The following is a 15,576-nucleotide window of genomic DNA, read 5'->3' as shown; positions in this document are numbered from 1 at the left end:
AATCCCCTGTTCATCCGGATATCAGGATGGGAGCTTAGCATCTTCCCATCTGGGTAACAGGGCTCGGCTGAGCGGGGTGGAGGACAGGGGTCATGGCGTACGACCTGGCGATCGTGGGGTCCGGTGGTGGGGCGTTCGCGGCGGCCATCGCGGCCCGACGACGTGACCTGTCAGTGGTGATGGTCGAACGGGGCACGGTCGGCGGCACGTGCGTGAACACCGGCTGTGTGCCGTCGAAGGCGCTGTTGGCCGCGGCCGACGCCCGGCACACCGCGCTCGCCGCCGGCCGGTTCCCCGGCCTGCGGCCGGCAGAACCGGTGGTGGACTTCGCGGCGCTGATCGACGGCAAACGCGCCATGGTCGAGACGATGCGCGCGGACAAGTACGTGGACCTGGCCGCCGAGTACGGCTGGCAGATCCTGCCCGGCACGGCCCGGTTCACCGGCGACCCTGACCAGCCGCGCCTCGCGGTGGAACAGGCCGATGGCCGCGCCCGCACGATCGAAGCCGCGCACTACGTGGTGGCCACCGGGTCCACACCGTGGGCGCCGCCGATCGCCGGGCTCGCCGACGCCGGCTACCTGACCTCCACCACGGCGATGGACCTCGACCGGCTTCCCGAGTCGATGATCGTCATCGGCGGCAACGCGATCGGCCTGGAACAAGCACAACTGTTCGCCCGCCTCGGCACGCGGGTCACCGTGGTGGAGACCGTGGACCGGCTCGCGCCGTTCGAGGAGCCGGAGATCTCGACGGCCATCGAGGGCGTGTTCGCCGACGAGGACATCACCGTGCACACCACCGCCACCGTCACCGCCGTTGCCCGCGACGGCGCCGGCTACTCACTCACCCTCACCACCAGTACCGGCACCCTGGAGTTGGCCGCCGAGCAGCTGCTGGTCGCCACCGGCCGCCGCCCCCTCACCGGCGGCCTGAACCTCGACCAGGTGGGGGTCACGGTCGGCCGGCGGGGCGAGATCATCGTCGACGAGCACCTACGCACCAGCAACCGGCGCATCTGGGCCGCCGGCGACGTCACGGGGCATCCGCAGTTCGTGTACGTGGCGGGCGCACACGGCACCCTGATCGTGGACAACGCCTTCGACGACGCCGACCGCAGCATGGACTACACCCACCTGCCGCGGGTCACCTTCACCACCCCAGCGATCGCCTCAGTCGGGCTCACCGACGCCCAAGCCGCCGAGCAGGGACTGGACTGCGAATGCCGCGTCCTGCCCCTGGACTACGTGCCACGAGCGATCGTCAACCGCGACACCCGCGGCCTCATCAAGATCGTCGCCGAGCGTGGCAACGGCCGCATCCGGGGCGTCCACGCGCTGGCCGACAACGCCGGCGACGTGATCGCCGCCGCCGTCTACGCGGTGCAAGCCGGCATGACCGTGGCGCAGATGGCCGACACCTGGTGCCCCTACCTCACCATGGCCGAAGGCCTGAAACTCGCCGCCCAAACCTTCACCCGCGACGTGGCCAAGCTGTCCTGCTGCGCCTCCTGACCGCCCGCCTAGGACAGCGGCACTGCCGAATTCGGCGCCCTCCTGCACGCCCACGACATCCCCGGGTAGTCACCGGCGAGGCCGGATACCAGCGGCACCGCGCCCACCACCGAAGGAGACCGCACGATGAGGCTCACCGAGACGATCAAGGACCTGGCCGTCGCACCGGCAGCCGGCTACGCGGCGACCAAAGTGATGGACCCGATCAGCATGAAGCTGTACCAGCTCGAATCCGACGCCGACCGCAAGCGGGAAGACACCGCCCGCCCCGGCCTGCCCTACGAGATCGCCGCCGCCAAGACCCTGCGCCTGCTCGGCGTCGACCTACCCGGCACGGCACGGCAGCGGGCGGGGATGGCCATCCACTACGGCCTGGCGATCAGCTGGGCGCCGGTCTACTCGGTGCTACGCCGCACCATCGGCCTCAACCCGGTGCTGGCCGGTCTGGCCTCCGGCGCGGTCATGTCCCTCATCGTCGACGAGGGCCTCACCCCAGCACTACGGTTCTCCGCCCCCAACCGGGCCTACCCCCTGGCCACCCACCTGCGCGGGTTCGTCGCCCACCTCGCCTACGGCCTGACCGTAGCCGCCGTGACCGAAACCGCGTGGAAACTGACCCGCCGACGCCCCTGACCACCAACCACGCAGATCAACCATGCGGCCTCGGCAACCCAGCAGCAGATTGCCCTTCCCGTACACCCGCTGAACCTGACCCGTCTGCCTGGCCACCCGCCGCTCCCCGCGATGGCGTACCCGCCGACGGGCAGGACGGTCTCCTCGCCGAGGATGCCCGCCGTGCGGGGCGTGAACACTCCCGCCCACGCCCCGCACACCACCCTGACAGCGCAGACAGCCCCGCCAACGCGACGACCCCCGAACATCACCAGGCGCGGTCAACCCCACTCACTCGTTGGACACTTGCCGACATCGCCGACGCGACGGTCAGCCACGCGAACCCCAACACCATCCGCAGGAGAGGCAGTATGAAGCGCCCGTCGGCATCCGCGCCCGGAGCTCGTCGCCGCCGTCGGCGTGGCCGCTCATCGGCCCACCGCCCTCAGCCCCCGGCCGAGACCCGGGATCGAGCGGGTGACCTGCTGCACGACGATCACCCGCACCGCGGCGCCGAGCATGTTCACCCCGCGGCCACCGCTACCAGGGGCGGCGACGTAGCGGCCCATCAGGGTCGGGACGCGCAGCGTGGTCCAGAGCATGACCATGACCACGAACAGGTTGAGCACCCCGCCGGGCTCGACCGGCAGGCCGAGCACCGGCAGCAGGTGCTGCGGGTCGGTGAGCATCCACTGCCCCGCGTAGAGGGTGAAGCCCTGCACCACCGGCACCGCCAGAACGCCGGCGTACGACTTCCACCACAGCCGGGCGACCGGATCCGTGTGCGGCAACGCGTGACAGGCCAACGCGAGCGGCGCGAACGCGGTCAGGACGAGCACGATCGCGAAGCGGACGATCACGCTGAACGCCGTGGCCGCGAGCAGCACAGCGATGATCGCCGCGCAGACCACGAACAACAGCGGGGCGATCTCGTCCTGCCCGGCGGCGACGTGAGTCCTGATCGCCCGCAGCGCGCCGTCGCTGTCCCCTTCCGACGTGGTGAGCGCGCCGGTCAGGGCGTTGGCGAGGTCGATGAGCATGCCGCACCACAGCTGCGAGAAGTGCGCGGCGACGAACCCGACGATCAACCTCGGGATCAGGTCTTTGACGGTGTAGCGGGTGCTCTCGCTGCCCCCGGCGGTCATGGTGAGCACGCCGGCGGCCACAAACGCGAGGACGAAGACGGTGTCCACGACGAGCACGGAACGGCCGGTCAGGGCCTGCACCTGCGGCAAGCCCGTGACGTTCGGGGTGATCAGCAGCGCGTCGCTGATCACCCCGAACAGCGCGTCCAGGGTCGCGAGGATCGCCGTCGCCAGCCAGTCCAGGATCTGGTCGAACAGGAAGCCCATGATCAGCCCCCGACGATTCCCTGCACGACCTGCAACAGCACCGGCGCGAGAACCGCCACGCCGTAGCCGACCAGGGCGTTACGCAAGGCGCCCTTGGCCCGCTCGACCTGCGACGGGTCACCCCCGGCGGTCGCCCAATACACGCCGGCGAGGACGAGGAACAAGGTGGCAAGGGCGGCGAGGATGCCCATCAGCCAGGTCTGCAGGTTCCTGATCACCACGGGCAGGGAGTTCGCCGCCAGCAGCAGCGGCGCGCCGGAGTCGGCGTGCGCGGCGGCGGGCACGGACAGGAACAACAGCAGTCCGCCGGCCACAGCGGCGATACGGCCGGCGCGGCGGGCGGCACGGGAGTGGGTGAGGGCACGACGACGTGCCGGGATGCGGAACATCAGGGCGGTCACCTCCGGCCCCGGCGGCCGTAGCGGCGCGGGGCGGTTGGGGGCGGGCAGAGGGAGTGGACCGCGGCCAGAAGGGCGGGCGCGGGCAGCGCCACGAGCACGAGCCGTCCCCGGGAGGAGCACGTCCTCCCTTGTCGGGTCGCGGTGTTCGATGAGGTGTCAGCGCACCGAGCTGCGCGGCACCCGGAGACGTCCGGCACGTGGGGTCTGGTGTGTGCCCGGCCTTCTGGCGGCGGGCGGAACCGGCGGCCCGCCATGGGGCGGGCGGGAAGGCCCCGCACCCTTAAACCGTCGTTTGTGTGCCCTGGCGAACGCCTGCCGTACTCACAGCCACTCTCAGCGACTCACCACCGCTCGCACCACGGTCTCATGACAACGACGTCTGGCCCGGTGCGCGCGTGGCCCCACCACGCGAACGCCCGGTCGCCGAGCTGTAAGGCAGCGAGGACGAAGATCTTGCTGTTCGTGCCAGCGGCAGCTGTTGTCGCGCGTCTCGCTGATTTCCTGCTGCCTGGCGGCCGCCAGCCCGACAGGGTCTCGCCTCGGGGTCCGAGGAGCAGGGCCTCCCGGCAACGAAGAAGGCGCGCCTCCGCAGGGATCATCGCGGCGCGGAGGCGCGCCTTGCCGAACATGCCGGCTAGACGGGAGGCAAGGCCAGCCCCTCTAATGCCAGTGTTCCGTAGTTGCCACACCTTGGCAATAAGGCATACTGGCGATGACGATCTTCAGCCGCACAGGAGGCTTTGCGATGGCCGTCTACACGCTTCCCGACATGCCCTACGACTACGGGGCACTTGAGCCCGCCATGAGTGGTCAGATCCTGGAGCTGCACCACAGCAAGCACCACGCCGCGTACGTCAAGGGCAGCAACGATGCCCTCGAACAGCTCGCCGAGGCCCGCGACAAGGGGGACTACACGGCGCTCGTTGGCTTGGAGAAAAGTCTCGCCTTCAACCTCTCCGGGCACGTCCTGCACTCGATCTTCTGGAACAACCTCTCTCCCGACGGCGGCGACCGCCCCGACGGTGAACTGGCCGCCGCCATCAACGAGCACTTCGGATCATTCGACAGCTTCGCCGCCCAACTCTCGACGGCCACCAAGAGCGTGCAAGGCTCCGGCTGGGGCGTCCTGGCCTGGGAGCCGCTGTCCCAGCGGCTCATCGTCGAGCAGGTCTATGACCACCACGGCAACGTTGGCCAGGGCTCCACGCCGATTCTGGTCTTCGACGCATGGGAGCACGCCTACTACCTGCAGTACAAGAACGTTCGCCCCGACTACGTCGACCGACTGTGGAACCTCGTCAACTGGGGCGACGTCACCAAGCGCTTCGACGCCGCCCGCGCCGCCGGCAACCCGCTCATCGTGGCACCGTGACCGCCGCCGACCCGGCGTCGGCCTTCACCGCTGCACAACGCGCCGCCGGGGTCATCGCAGCCAAACACCGCGGTGACCTCGACGGCGCAGAACAGCTCCTCGCAGCCTTCCCCGATGAAGCCACACGAACGCGCGGCTTCATGCTCCTGGCCGAGCTCGCCCTCACGCTCGTCGGGACCCAAACGGGCCAGACAATGGACGACCTCGTCCAGGAGCTGACTCTGCACATCGCCGCCGCCATCGACCGGCCGCCAACCGTGTAGACCCTGTCTCAACCAGCGCAGCAACCCCGAGCGGTGTTGCCATCCCGACTGCCGCCGACCCACACTCCGGGCAGCGGACCCCCGCCCGGCCCTCCACGTCAAGCGGACCTTGACGCACGGACGGACGCTGGCGGGCGCGGCGGTGTCGCCTGAAGCCCTTCCGGGGGTTACGCCGTCCGCTGGCGGGACACGGCGCGGCGCCCCTACCCGGCGGGGTAGGGGCGCCGTGTGGTTTGGCTGCCGTCTACGCGGCTGCCGCCTGTGGCGCGCTGCTGCCGGCGGGTTGCCGGCTGGCGGCGCGCACGGCGGCCCGCCGCTCGGCCCGCGCCGTTAGCTCCTTCGCGGCCCGAGGGGACGCGACTCCGGTCAGCAGTCCGCTCGCGAGGGCTTGGGCGATGCGGGTGTCGATGCGGCCCAACCGCATCCGCAGCGCGTCGGTGCTGACGCCCAACCGGGCAGCGATCGGCTCGATCGCCCGCCGGCCCAGCCGCACGTCGATGTAGGGCTGCTCGTCGCATTCGTCGAGGATCCCCAACCGGACGGCCCGCCTGACCAGTACGTCCGGATGCCCGTACGGCACCCGTGGGGTACGCGGCCCGGTGGCGTGCTCCACGTCCTCCACCGGGGTGAACTCCCCGGCCTGCTGGCGCGCCTTGTGGCCAGCGCGCCACCCGGCACGGCACAACGCCGCGTATGGGGCGGGTCGGGCAAGGTCCACGTGGTCGCGGAGCGCCGCGAGGAACCCGGCGAGGATCTCCGCCTCGATGTCGTCGGGGTCGCCGCGATAACCGGTACGTAGTTGGCGGGCGTAGCGGCGCAGCGCCGGCATGGCCATCCCGACCGCGCCGATGACCCACTGCGGCCCGTCCAGCCGTGCGCGGCGGATGACGTGCGCCCACACGGCGTCGCGCGCCGGAAAGGCACGTGGGTGCGCCAGTAGCCAGTCCCGCACCGTCGGCAGTGTCATCACCTCTGCCGGCAGCCCGAGGTGCGGACTGAACGCGTCGCAGTCGATCGATAAGGGCTCGGGCTCGCGGGTCAGCAGGGCGAAGGCCATGTCCGCCGCGTCCAGCGGAGAGTCCGGCCACTGGGTGTTCGAGACCGTCATCGTTGCCCTCCAAGGTCTGAGACGATGCGGCGTGGCCGCCACTGGCCACGCTCGAAGGCACCGATCACGCCATGACCGACTCACACACGCTCACGCCGCAGGGCCAGGGGGCGATCAATCCAGGCGGCAGTCAGTGCAGCGAACTGGGCCATCCGGCCGGTGCCAGTGGCGCCACGTGCCCGGCAGAACCGCTGAGCAGGACTGTGAGCCCCCGCCGTCGCCCCTTGCCCTGCCGCCCAACAACCATGCGGCGCGCGGCCCGCTATGTCACCGCCCACACAGGCCGGCGCACCTCAGGGTCGCTCACAGCGACTCACAGCCGCTCACAGCGACCCGTCTTGTTGTCCGGCGCGGCGCCTTCCTCCGGCTCGGATGCGCCCGTCGCCGACGCGGTTCACCGCCCGGCAAGGTGTTGCCGCTCCGGGGACGCTCACGGCGCGGCGGCGGCGCGGAGCCACGCCACCGATAGGAAAGGATGACCGGCAGCCGCCGGCGTGGTGGAAGCCTGGCAGCGAGCCACCGCGCATGTCGATGTGACGGATGCGGGCGTCGCTGTCAGTGACGCGGACATGCTATCCGGCGAGTGACACAGCCGAGCCATGAGAGGTTGGTCGCGTCCGGACGGGGACCGCGCCGCGGCCATGTCACCGTGGCAGATGTCAACTCACAGCCTCGTGGACATGTCGTGGCGGCAGGGCGGCGCCGGCCATGCCGGCGCCCTGTGTCAAGGCCGGTGACCGACAAGGCCGGCACTCGCCCACGCCGGTCACGCCGTCGCGGCCTGGCCCGCCTCGGCATCGGTGCCCGTCGTTGACATTTTGTCCGGCAGTGCGATTGATCAGGGGTTTGACACTGGCGCGGCCACCGGCATGACACGACGCCATCCCCCTGACGTCCGCTTCCGCCGCGTGAACTCCGCCAGACATCGCACGCGCAGCCCCCGGTGAACCACGCCGAGGACACCGACGCGGATGTCCGGCCCGGTCGCGCTCCGCTGGACGGCGGATGACAGCAGCGCGAATGCCCGCCGCGCCGCGTGACACCTTGTCATCGCCCGTGTCATGACATCGAGGTAGCGCAGCGTCCCAGTGACAGCGATCGGCAGGACTGTCATGGGACGCCGCCGGTCAGGCGCCCCTGCGGTCACACGCGTCTCGCGTTCGATCCGCTCCGGCGGATCGAACTGGTCGCGAACCCCGTCCTTAGCGTCGTGCATGCAAGCGCCGTGTTCATGCATCCCCCGTAGGGCGAGGCGAGCGGGGTGACAAGACCCCTGCGGTCGGAGCAGAAATATCGGGAACGGGGCCGGTCGCCCTGATCACCGACCGGCGCGACCACGTCTTGTGAGTGGCTGTGAGCCGCTGTGAGTGAGGCAGGCGTTCGCCGGAGCACACAACCGCGGGTTTAAGGGTGTCAGCGCACCACATGCGCGGCGCGGGGCCGACATTCAGATGAGCGAGCACACGCCGCAGCACCACAACGACCCTGTCCACCCTGTTGACCCGCTCGAAGTCGACTCGACCCTGATCGACCTGGTCGCCGGCGACCCGCCGGTGCCGGTCACCGTGTGGCGCACCGCCCACAGCCCGGCCGACGCCGGCCGCAGCGTCGGTGCCCGGCTGGCCTACCGGCTCGTCGCCGCCTACACCCGTCCCGGTGAGGTCGTCGTCGACGTCACCGCCGACCACGCCCTGGCCGCCGTCAGCGCAGCAGGCCGGCGGCGGCACCACCCGGCCTGGTTCACCGAGGCATCCAGCCTGATCATCGGACCGGCCACCCCGCCGGCCCGCACGGCCCCCGCCGTCGGCGAAGACGACGACCTGCTCGACATGAGCGCCTGGTTCGGTGACGACCTCACCGACCCCAACCTGCCCACCGAACCGCCCACCGCACCCGGCCACACATCCCCGGCCGAGGTGACGAGCCTGGTCGTGGCCTGCTGGCCTCTCGACCCCGCCGACGCCACCAACAGGATCCGGCTGGCGTGGCTTCTGACCGCGTGCGCGCGGCTGCTGCGCCCCGGCGGCTGCCTCGTCCTCGTCGTCACCGTCCCCACCGCCGCGACCGGCGGGCCGGAGGACTTCACCCCGGTGGCCACCGCCGCCGCATCCGTCGGGCTGGGCTACCTGCAACACATCGTCGCGGTCGCCGCCGACACCGACGGCGACGCGTTCGTCTACCACGTCACCGACGAGGAACTGCTCACCCTCACCCACCAGACCCACCAGCAGCGGTGGGCGGTGGCGCACCTGCGCGTCCACGCGGACCTGCTCGTCTTCTCACCCGCCGGCGCGCCGCGCGACGGGCGCAGGAACGGGGGTGAGCGCCGTGGCTGAGCACACCCCGAATGAGGCGCACCCGCCGGGCGAGGACACCTACCCCGGCCGGCACCGCGCCTACGACGGCCGCCACCGACCCACCACCGGCGGCCGGCACGCCGCGGAGCCCGATGTCCTGTCGGTGTGGGCGACCGCGCAGAAGACCGGACCGGTGCAGCGCCGCGGCCGATACGTGCCCGAATCGGTCAAGCACCCCGCCCGGATGCTCCCCGCAATCGCCGCCCACGCCGTGCACGCCTACACCGAGCCCGGCGACCTCGTCCTGGACCCGATGTGCGGGATCGGCACCACCCTCGTCGAGGCCATCCACGCCGGTCGCGACGCCATCGGCGTCGAATACGAGCCCCGCTGGTCGAACATTGCCGACGCCAACATCACCCACGCCCACGCCCAAGGCGCCACCGGGCGGGCGTCGGTGGTCCGTGGCGACGCCACCCGCCTGGCCGCCCTGCTGCCCGCGGCGCTGGCTGGGCAGGTCGCCCTCGTGGTTACCTCACCGCCGTACGGGCCCACCGTGCACGGGCTGGTCCGCCCCGGAGCCGACGGGGTCGAGAAGTTCGACAACACCTACGGCACCGACCGGGGAAACCTCGCCTACCGCGACCTGACCGGCCTCGCCGACGGATTCGAGCAGATCCTGCGCGGCTGCGCGGTACTGCTGCGCCCCGGCGGCACCGTCGTCGTCACCGCCCGCCCGTGGCGCAAGAACGGCCAGCTGGTCGACCTGCCCAGCGCCGTCATCGCCGCCGGTATCCGCGCCGGCCTCGTACCGACCGAACGGTGCGTCGCGCTGCTCGCCGCGGTCCGCGACGGGCAGCTTGTCGCCCGGCCGTCGTTCTTCCAACTCCAAGCCGTGCGCAAGGCCCGCACCGCCGGCACCCCGCTGCACCTGATCACGCACGAGGACGTGCTGATCTTCCGCCGCCCCGAGGCGAGAACCCGAGTTCAGGGATCCTGAAGGGCGCCAGCCGGGGCGGGGTAGTCGCGTGAGGATACCCACCCGCCGACGCCAGAGCCTCGACGCCGGTGTCCAGTCTCCAACCCTTCTGCCGATTGCCGTAGGCGGGAAGATCCCCACCCTCGGCCCCGCGGGCTTCGCCCACCTCGATTCGGCCGGCACCACCGCCGAGCTACGCCTTCACGTGCACCCGCATGCCTCAACCCCCGGTCGTCGCCCCGAAGGCGCCAGCCTGATCGGCGCCCCTACCGACAAGGACCCGACGATGCCTTCCACACGCCGTACTCGTGCCACGGCTGCAACACCGGCCGCAGAACCGAAAAGGCCAGCATGGACCGCAGACCAGATCCGTGATCTGGGCCTAACCACTGACCTCGCCACCGCCGCCGAGATCCTCGGCATCTCACGGTCAGCGGCCTACAAACTGGCCCGCCGCAACGCGTTCCCCGTGCCACTGATCCGCGCCGGCGCCCACTACCGGGTGCCGATCCCACCGATCCTCGCCGCACTACACCTGACCCACGACAGCCCAAGCGACCACGACGCTGAACGACACCACGATCTGCCACCGCTTCAGCCACGCCACCTGCATAAGCGTCGGCGACGTGACCCTTAGCCCAGGCAAACAGACCGATATCGGGACGCGGCGACGGCTGGACCTGGCAGCGAAGCATCGGCGAGCATCCCAGCCTCGGAATCCCGGACCCCGCCAACAGGATGCATCCGACTTCCGTCGGCCGCGTGCACCCTCGCGGAGAGCGGGATCCCACCCGTCGGCGCGGGATCCGCGGGACTTGATCGTGCCCACCGGTCATGCGTGGATGTCGATCGACCAAACCGATGCACCACCCCACGTTCGAGGAGTCACCACATAGATGCCGAACGGAAGTGTTTTCAAGCGATGCGGCTGCCGCGACCCGGAGACGGGCAAGCCGTTAGGCAATACCTGCCCGAAGCTGCGCCGCCCGAACCGGGCCTGGAACTCCGCCCACGGCCAATGGGCCTATCAACTCGAACTACCCTCGACCTCTGACGGCCGTCGGCGGCAGTTGCGCCGTGCTGGTCTGCCCAGCCACCAGGCGGCCACCGAGGAGGTGGACCAGGCCCGCGCGCTGCTGGCCCTTGCCGGACGCGACCGACGACGCCGCGGCGAGATCGCCGACCTGTTGCAGGCCGCCGTGCGCGCCGGACAGCCCCTACCGGACGTGGATCGCATCCGGCAGCGGCTACGCGGCGACGGACCCCTGGACGACATGCCCACCGTCGGCGAGTACCTCACCCGATGGCTGGCCGAACTGACCGTCGACGCGAACACGGTGCGCGGCTACGAGTCGATCGTGCAAGTGCACCTCGTTCCACACCTCGGTGACATCCCGCTGGACAAGCTGCGCACCGGCCACATCAAGGCCATGTTCGCGGCGATCGAACGCCGCAACGCCGACATCCTCGCCGCCAAAGCCAGCCCCGACCCCGCCGTCCGCAGAACAGTCGCCGGGGTGCGCCCGACCGGCCCGTCAACCCGGCAACGGATCCGCGCCTGCCTGCGCAAAGCCCTCAACGACGCCCTCGCCGAGGAACTGATCGTCGGGTCGAACCCCGCCGCGCTGGTCAAGACCCCCGGTGACCGGCCCGTGCCGATCGTGTGGGAAGCCGAACGCGTGAAGCGGTGGAAAGAAACCGGCAAGGTCCCCGGACCCGTCATGGTGTGGACCGACGAGCAGGTCGTGGAGTTCCTCGACTACGCCAAGGAACACGCCCCCGACTTGTATCCCATGTGGCACTACATGGCCTACCGCGGCCCCCGCCGCGGCGAGGCCTGCGGACTCCTCGACGCCGAGGTCCGCCTCGACCAACGGGAAACGACGATCAACAACCAGATCGCCACCCACGGCTACCAGCCCGTGCAGAAGAAACCCAAGAGCAAGGCGGGCAACCGGGACCTCGCCCTCGACACCGAAACCACCAAAGTCCTCACCGCCTACCGCGCCCGTCGCGCCCAGTGGCGCCTCGCCGCCGGCGACACCTGGCCACACACCGGGCTGTTCTTCGTCCGCCCCGACGGCCACGGATGGCACCCCAACGCCGTCACCCAACGGTTCCGCCGCCTCGTACGCCAAGCCGGACTGCCCCCGATCCGCCTACACGACCTGCGCCACAGCGCGGCCACGATCGCCCTCAGCGCCGGAGTCGACATCAAAGTCGTCTCCGAACAACTCGGCCACTCCACCACCACCCTGACCCGCGACACCTACCAAAGCGTCACCAAAGAACTACTACACCAGGCCGCCGACGCCGTCGCCGACAAGATCCACGGCAGGCGCTCAAAGAGCGCATAGGCGAGGGCACCACTTCGTCTGCCGTTGCCGGGGCTGCCATCGACCTGCGGGTACGGCCGGACGAAGACAAGCTGTGCCTGCTGGTCATCGTCGGCGTTCGCGCCGACAGCACCAAGGAGGTGGTCGCGTTAACTCACGGCCGACCGGATCGTAGGCGGATCTGCTGCGCGCCTGCAGCGGGTCCGTGCGTAGCTCGCGGCGGTACTTGTCGAAGTCGTAGCCGCGATGTGCGTAGATCCGGTCGGGCCGTTGCCGGGGCCTGCCGCGGATGCCCTTGATCCGTGGGACCGTGTCGTCCAGGGGCAGTAGTTGGGTGACGTCGTGGCGGTTGCCTGCGGTCAGGCTCGCGGTGAGAGGGATGCCGCCCGCGTCGGTGATGACCTGGTGTTTCGAGCCTGGCTTGCGGCGGTCGACCGGGCTCGGACCGGTCTTGGGCCACCCTTGAGCGCCCGAACATGAGAGCCGTCGATCACCGCCCGGGACATGTCGAGCTGGTCGGCCGCTCTCAGCTTGCTGAGCAGCACTTCGTGCAGTCGTTGCCACACGCCCGCGTCGTTCCAGTCCCGCAACCTGCGCCAGCAGGTCATGCCTGAACCGAAACCCAAGCTCCTGGGGCAGGTACTCTCAGGGGATCGCGGTGTAGAGCACGAACAGGATCCCGCACAGCACTTTGCGGTCATCGAGAGGCTTGCGTCCCGGGAACCGAGGCCGCCGAGGCGGACGGGGTGGCAGTAGCGGTGCGATCTCGGCCCAGAGCTCGTCCGAGACGATCCACGGCGGCTGCATGCCCCTCCTCACGTTCAGACAGAACGACCCTCACGTCCCGAGGACACGCCCACCATCATTTCGTTAGGAGCTCTTATCCCCTATCCCCCGCGGCGCTGCTCGGCTCGATTGTTGTGACTGGGCGCTGTAGTTGGCACTGGGCAACAGATTGTTGGCACGCGTGGCTCTTGGACTGTCAGAATCGCTTCGCCTCGCGCAGCCCACTACCTCAGCCTGCCTCCGATTGGGCAAGATCTCCATATGCAAGCCCAACCAGCCGCCCGTACGGCCCGCCTCATTGCCTCCTCCATGGCACCTCGTGTTGGCCGTCACTTGCGCGCTGTGCACGAGGCGACTGCCGCGCTGGGACGGCTGGACGCCCACCTTGTCATCGGGGACGAGGACGAACAAATCGCTGCTGCGCAAGCCGACGTCGACCTCGTCATCTTCGATGGGCACGGCTACCTCGACGAGGTCCGGATCGGCCGACTCTCGGTGACGAAGCTGCGAACTACTACAAAGGGCGTGACAGCGCCGGGCTTCGTGCTCGGCTGCTGCTGGGGCGCCGCACAGCCATTCATGAATGCCCTGGCTGCGTGCCTCGATGCGCCGACGGCACTCCTCGGATGCGATGGGATCGCCAGATTCGAATACGCCGAACCTCTGTTCGTCGCCCTGCTCCGCCAGCTTGCCAACTGCGCACCAGAACGACTGAGTCCTGAGGGCATGAAGAAGATCATGAACATGTCGCTGGCTACGGTCACCGCCGCGCATCCTCACCGCGATTGGGCTCGCTGGCAGGTCATGCAGTTGACCCCAGGAGACTGAGGTGCCGTACCGATTTGCTAAGCCCGAACGTCGGTGAGTAGCCGGCAGGCGGCGTCGGCGTGGGGCCAGTGGCGCTGCCGCGCGGTCAGGTGCCGCGAGCAGCGTGGCGGCGAGGTCGTCACTGGGCCTGATGTTGCCCTTGATGGTGATTCGGGGCGCGACCGGTTGATGTCGTCATCGGCGCGCCGCAATGGGTCGGGCGACGTGAATCGCCGCCAGGGCCAAGACCAAGTCGATGCGCCGGCGTGGTGCATGTCTGGCCGCAGTTCGCCGGTGAATAGTCCGACGATTTCGCCCTCGGCCAGGCGCCGGGCCAGATAATGCGTGGGTTCGGTCAGGCGGGTCGCGTGGAGACCGGGTCGAGGTGCGGCTGGCAGCGTCAGGCCGGGGTAGGCGGGGCCGAGGTAGCAACGGTGGGCGATGCCGGTGGGCGGACGGCAGGTCACGTCCGGCCAGGCTGCGGCTGCGGCGCCGATCGCGGCGCCAGAGTCACCGGGTGCCGGCGGTACGTGCACCTCGTCGACGACGCCGGCCTGGGCGATGAGACCGGCGGCGACACAGTTCATCGCGACTCTGCCGCCCAGGCAGAGCGGTCCGGATCCGGTCAGATGGCGGGCGCGCCGGTGGCGAGATGCAGCATCACCTGCTGGGTGCGTTCCTGCAGTTCGCCGAGGCTGTCGACGATCAGGACCGTCGAGTCGCGTACACCGGATGAGAGGAAGGGTGCACATGGCGTGCGCGCGGTGGTGCTGCACAGGGTGGAAGCGGGCACGCAGGAAACGTTGGGACAGCTCCCGCATCCGGGCTTGGTAGCGGCGGTGGACGGTGGTGAAGCTGCGGGCTCGCGCGAAGGCCCCGGTACGGCTGGCCGGCTGTGTTACTGGGCGGGCAGCTGGCCCAGCGCCGACAGGTAGTAGCGCCCGTCGAAGTTGTACGCCACCGTGGTCACGTCCTGCGGCGACAGGCCCGCCTCTTCGAGCAGCCAGGCGACAGTATGCGCCGGTACGCCTTGCTGTGCTTGACCCCATCGAGGCGTTCCTCCTCACCGAAGCCGACCAGATGGCCGTCGACCAGCAGCGCTGCCGCCACCCAGTCATGCGTGTACGCGCAAGCCCGAGCACCACACTCGCGGTCATGACAGACGCTACCGGCGTGGCCTCCCTTACCCGACAGGTCCAGGGAGGCCACGCCCCTACTCGTCCCCGAGAACCTCTTGCGTACCGAGGTCGGCGATCTTGGTTGGCAGCAGGTATTCCTCGATCTGTTCGGCGAGGTGGAGCGGCCACGGCAGGACGGTGGTGTCCCGAACGTACGGCGCGGCGTCCCGCAGGTCGTGCGCCAGCGCCGCCCAGTGCTCGGGCTGGTCGCCATCCTGGATCCCCGCCACGAGTAGCTCGATGAACTGCGGGTTCCACACCTGGGCCTTCGGCTTCGGGGCGACGAGCTTGCCGTTGTGCTCGCCGGGGATCAGCTTCGACACGCCCTTCAGCGCCCCGGAGTGCGTGCTGGGCTTGCCCGTGGTGCTGCCGTACACGCGATGGACCAGGAACCGCCACAGGCCCTTGGGCTGGCCTGTCTCATCATCGGTCACTCCGTAGCACTCTGTCCCGCCCCGGGTTTGATGGAGACATCGAAACCTGGGAGGAACACCAGCGATGCCTGCACCGAAGAAGTACAACGATGAGCTGCGTGAGCGTGCGACCCGGTTGGCGGTCGAGGCCCGTCGGG

14 protein-coding genes and 1 pseudogene are annotated in these 15,576 nt (G+C 69.9%); 8 read left to right on the top strand and 7 right to left on the bottom strand.

The window, feature by feature from the left end:
- Positions 1-92 precede the first annotated feature (92 nt).
- Both merA and D7I43_RS30275 read left to right on the top strand, forming a co-directional pair.
- A complete protein-coding gene (merA, locus tag D7I43_RS30280) occupies positions 93-1,514 on the top strand; it encodes a mercury(II) reductase (RefSeq protein WP_120331995.1) in 1,422 nt (473 codons plus the stop codon).
- Between the two features lie 126 nt (positions 1,515-1,640).
- Positions 1,641-2,147, top strand: coding sequence for a DUF1440 domain-containing protein (locus D7I43_RS30275; protein ID WP_120331994.1), 507 nt, complete (start codon positions 1,641-1,643; stop codon positions 2,145-2,147).
- 407 nt (positions 2,148-2,554) lie between these two features.
- Here the strand turns inward: D7I43_RS30275 and D7I43_RS30270 are convergent, their stop codons facing one another.
- Positions 2,555-3,478, bottom strand: a complete 924-nt coding sequence (locus D7I43_RS30270) for a TrbL/VirB6 family protein (protein WP_120331993.1) — start codon at positions 3,476-3,478, stop codon at positions 2,555-2,557.
- Between the two features lie 2 nt (positions 3,479-3,480).
- Complete coding sequence (locus tag D7I43_RS30265) at positions 3,481-3,867, bottom strand: pilin (protein WP_120332006.1); 387 nt, start codon at positions 3,865-3,867, stop codon at positions 3,481-3,483.
- A gap of 724 nt (positions 3,868-4,591) precedes the next feature.
- Between D7I43_RS30265 and D7I43_RS30260 the strand changes: the two genes are divergently transcribed.
- Together D7I43_RS30260 and D7I43_RS30255 are read left to right on the top strand one after the other, a co-directional pair.
- Positions 4,592-5,251 (top strand): superoxide dismutase, encoded by a 660-nt coding sequence (locus D7I43_RS30260; RefSeq protein WP_477457062.1) that lies wholly within the window; start codon positions 4,592-4,594, stop codon positions 5,249-5,251.
- Positions 5,248-5,514, top strand: a complete 267-nt coding sequence (locus tag D7I43_RS30255; RefSeq protein ID WP_120331991.1) for a superoxide dismutase — start codon at positions 5,248-5,250, stop codon at positions 5,512-5,514. The genes D7I43_RS30260 and D7I43_RS30255 overlap by 4 nt, the downstream gene beginning before the upstream one ends.
- A 244-nt stretch (positions 5,515-5,758) precedes the next feature.
- On the opposite strand, the gene D7I43_RS30250 is transcribed toward D7I43_RS30255, so the two are convergent.
- The gene (locus D7I43_RS30250) at positions 5,759-6,622 is read right to left on the bottom strand and encodes a hypothetical protein (protein WP_120331990.1); all 864 of its coding nucleotides are present in this window, start codon (positions 6,620-6,622) and stop codon (positions 5,759-5,761) included.
- A 1,451-nt stretch (positions 6,623-8,073) separates the two neighbouring features.
- On the opposite strand from D7I43_RS30250, the gene D7I43_RS30245 reads away from it, so the two are divergent.
- The 3 genes from D7I43_RS30245 (at position 8,074) to D7I43_RS30230 (ending at position 12,255) form a co-directional block, all read left to right on the top strand.
- Entirely contained in the window at positions 8,074-8,958 is an 885-nt protein-coding gene (locus D7I43_RS30245) for a hypothetical protein (RefSeq protein WP_120331989.1), read from the top strand.
- The gene (locus tag D7I43_RS30240; protein WP_240033268.1) at positions 8,951-9,919 is read left to right on the top strand and encodes a TRM11 family SAM-dependent methyltransferase; all 969 of its coding nucleotides are present in this window, start codon (positions 8,951-8,953) and stop codon (positions 9,917-9,919) included. Before D7I43_RS30245 ends, D7I43_RS30240 begins: the two co-directional genes overlap by 8 nt.
- Before the next feature lie 875 nt (positions 9,920-10,794).
- Positions 10,795-12,255: a tyrosine-type recombinase/integrase gene (locus D7I43_RS30230; RefSeq protein ID WP_120331988.1), complete on the top strand. Its 1,461-nt coding sequence runs from the start codon at positions 10,795-10,797 to the stop codon at positions 12,253-12,255.
- A 165-nt stretch (positions 12,256-12,420) separates the two neighbouring features.
- Here the strand turns inward: D7I43_RS30230 and D7I43_RS33895 are convergent.
- Positions 12,421-13,041 (bottom strand): annotated as a pseudogene (locus tag D7I43_RS33895) (IS5 family transposase); the annotation flags it as partial.
- 321 nt (positions 13,042-13,362) lie between these two features.
- On the opposite strand from D7I43_RS33895, the gene D7I43_RS30210 reads away from it, so the two are divergent.
- Positions 13,363-13,848, top strand: a complete 486-nt coding sequence (locus tag D7I43_RS30210) for a hypothetical protein (protein ID WP_120331985.1) — start codon at positions 13,363-13,365, stop codon at positions 13,846-13,848.
- A gap of 17 nt (positions 13,849-13,865) precedes the next feature.
- On the opposite strand, the gene D7I43_RS33890 is transcribed toward D7I43_RS30210, so the two are convergent.
- From D7I43_RS33890 to D7I43_RS30200, 3 genes are all read right to left on the bottom strand, one after another.
- A complete protein-coding gene (locus tag D7I43_RS33890; protein ID WP_275670866.1) occupies positions 13,866-14,456 on the bottom strand; it encodes a carbamoyltransferase N-terminal domain-containing protein in 591 nt (196 codons plus the stop codon).
- On the bottom strand, positions 14,453-14,620 hold the full coding sequence (locus tag D7I43_RS33885; protein ID WP_240033266.1) for a hypothetical protein: 168 nt from the start codon (positions 14,618-14,620) through the stop codon (positions 14,453-14,455). The genes D7I43_RS33890 and D7I43_RS33885 overlap by 4 nt, the downstream gene beginning before the upstream one ends.
- Before the next feature lie 420 nt (positions 14,621-15,040).
- Complete coding sequence (locus tag D7I43_RS30200) at positions 15,041-15,439, bottom strand: RNaseH domain-containing protein (RefSeq protein WP_240033265.1); 399 nt, start codon at positions 15,437-15,439, stop codon at positions 15,041-15,043.
- Between the last annotated feature and the right edge of the window lie 137 nt (positions 15,440-15,576).

Origin of the sequence: Micromonospora globbae (assembly GCF_003610785.1) — a bacterium.
In the GTDB taxonomy this organism is placed as follows: Bacteria; Actinomycetota; Actinomycetes; order Mycobacteriales; family Micromonosporaceae; genus Micromonospora; species Micromonospora globbae.
Note: the sequence above shows the minus strand (reverse complement) of the source record. Positions and strands in the feature narration are given on the sequence as shown.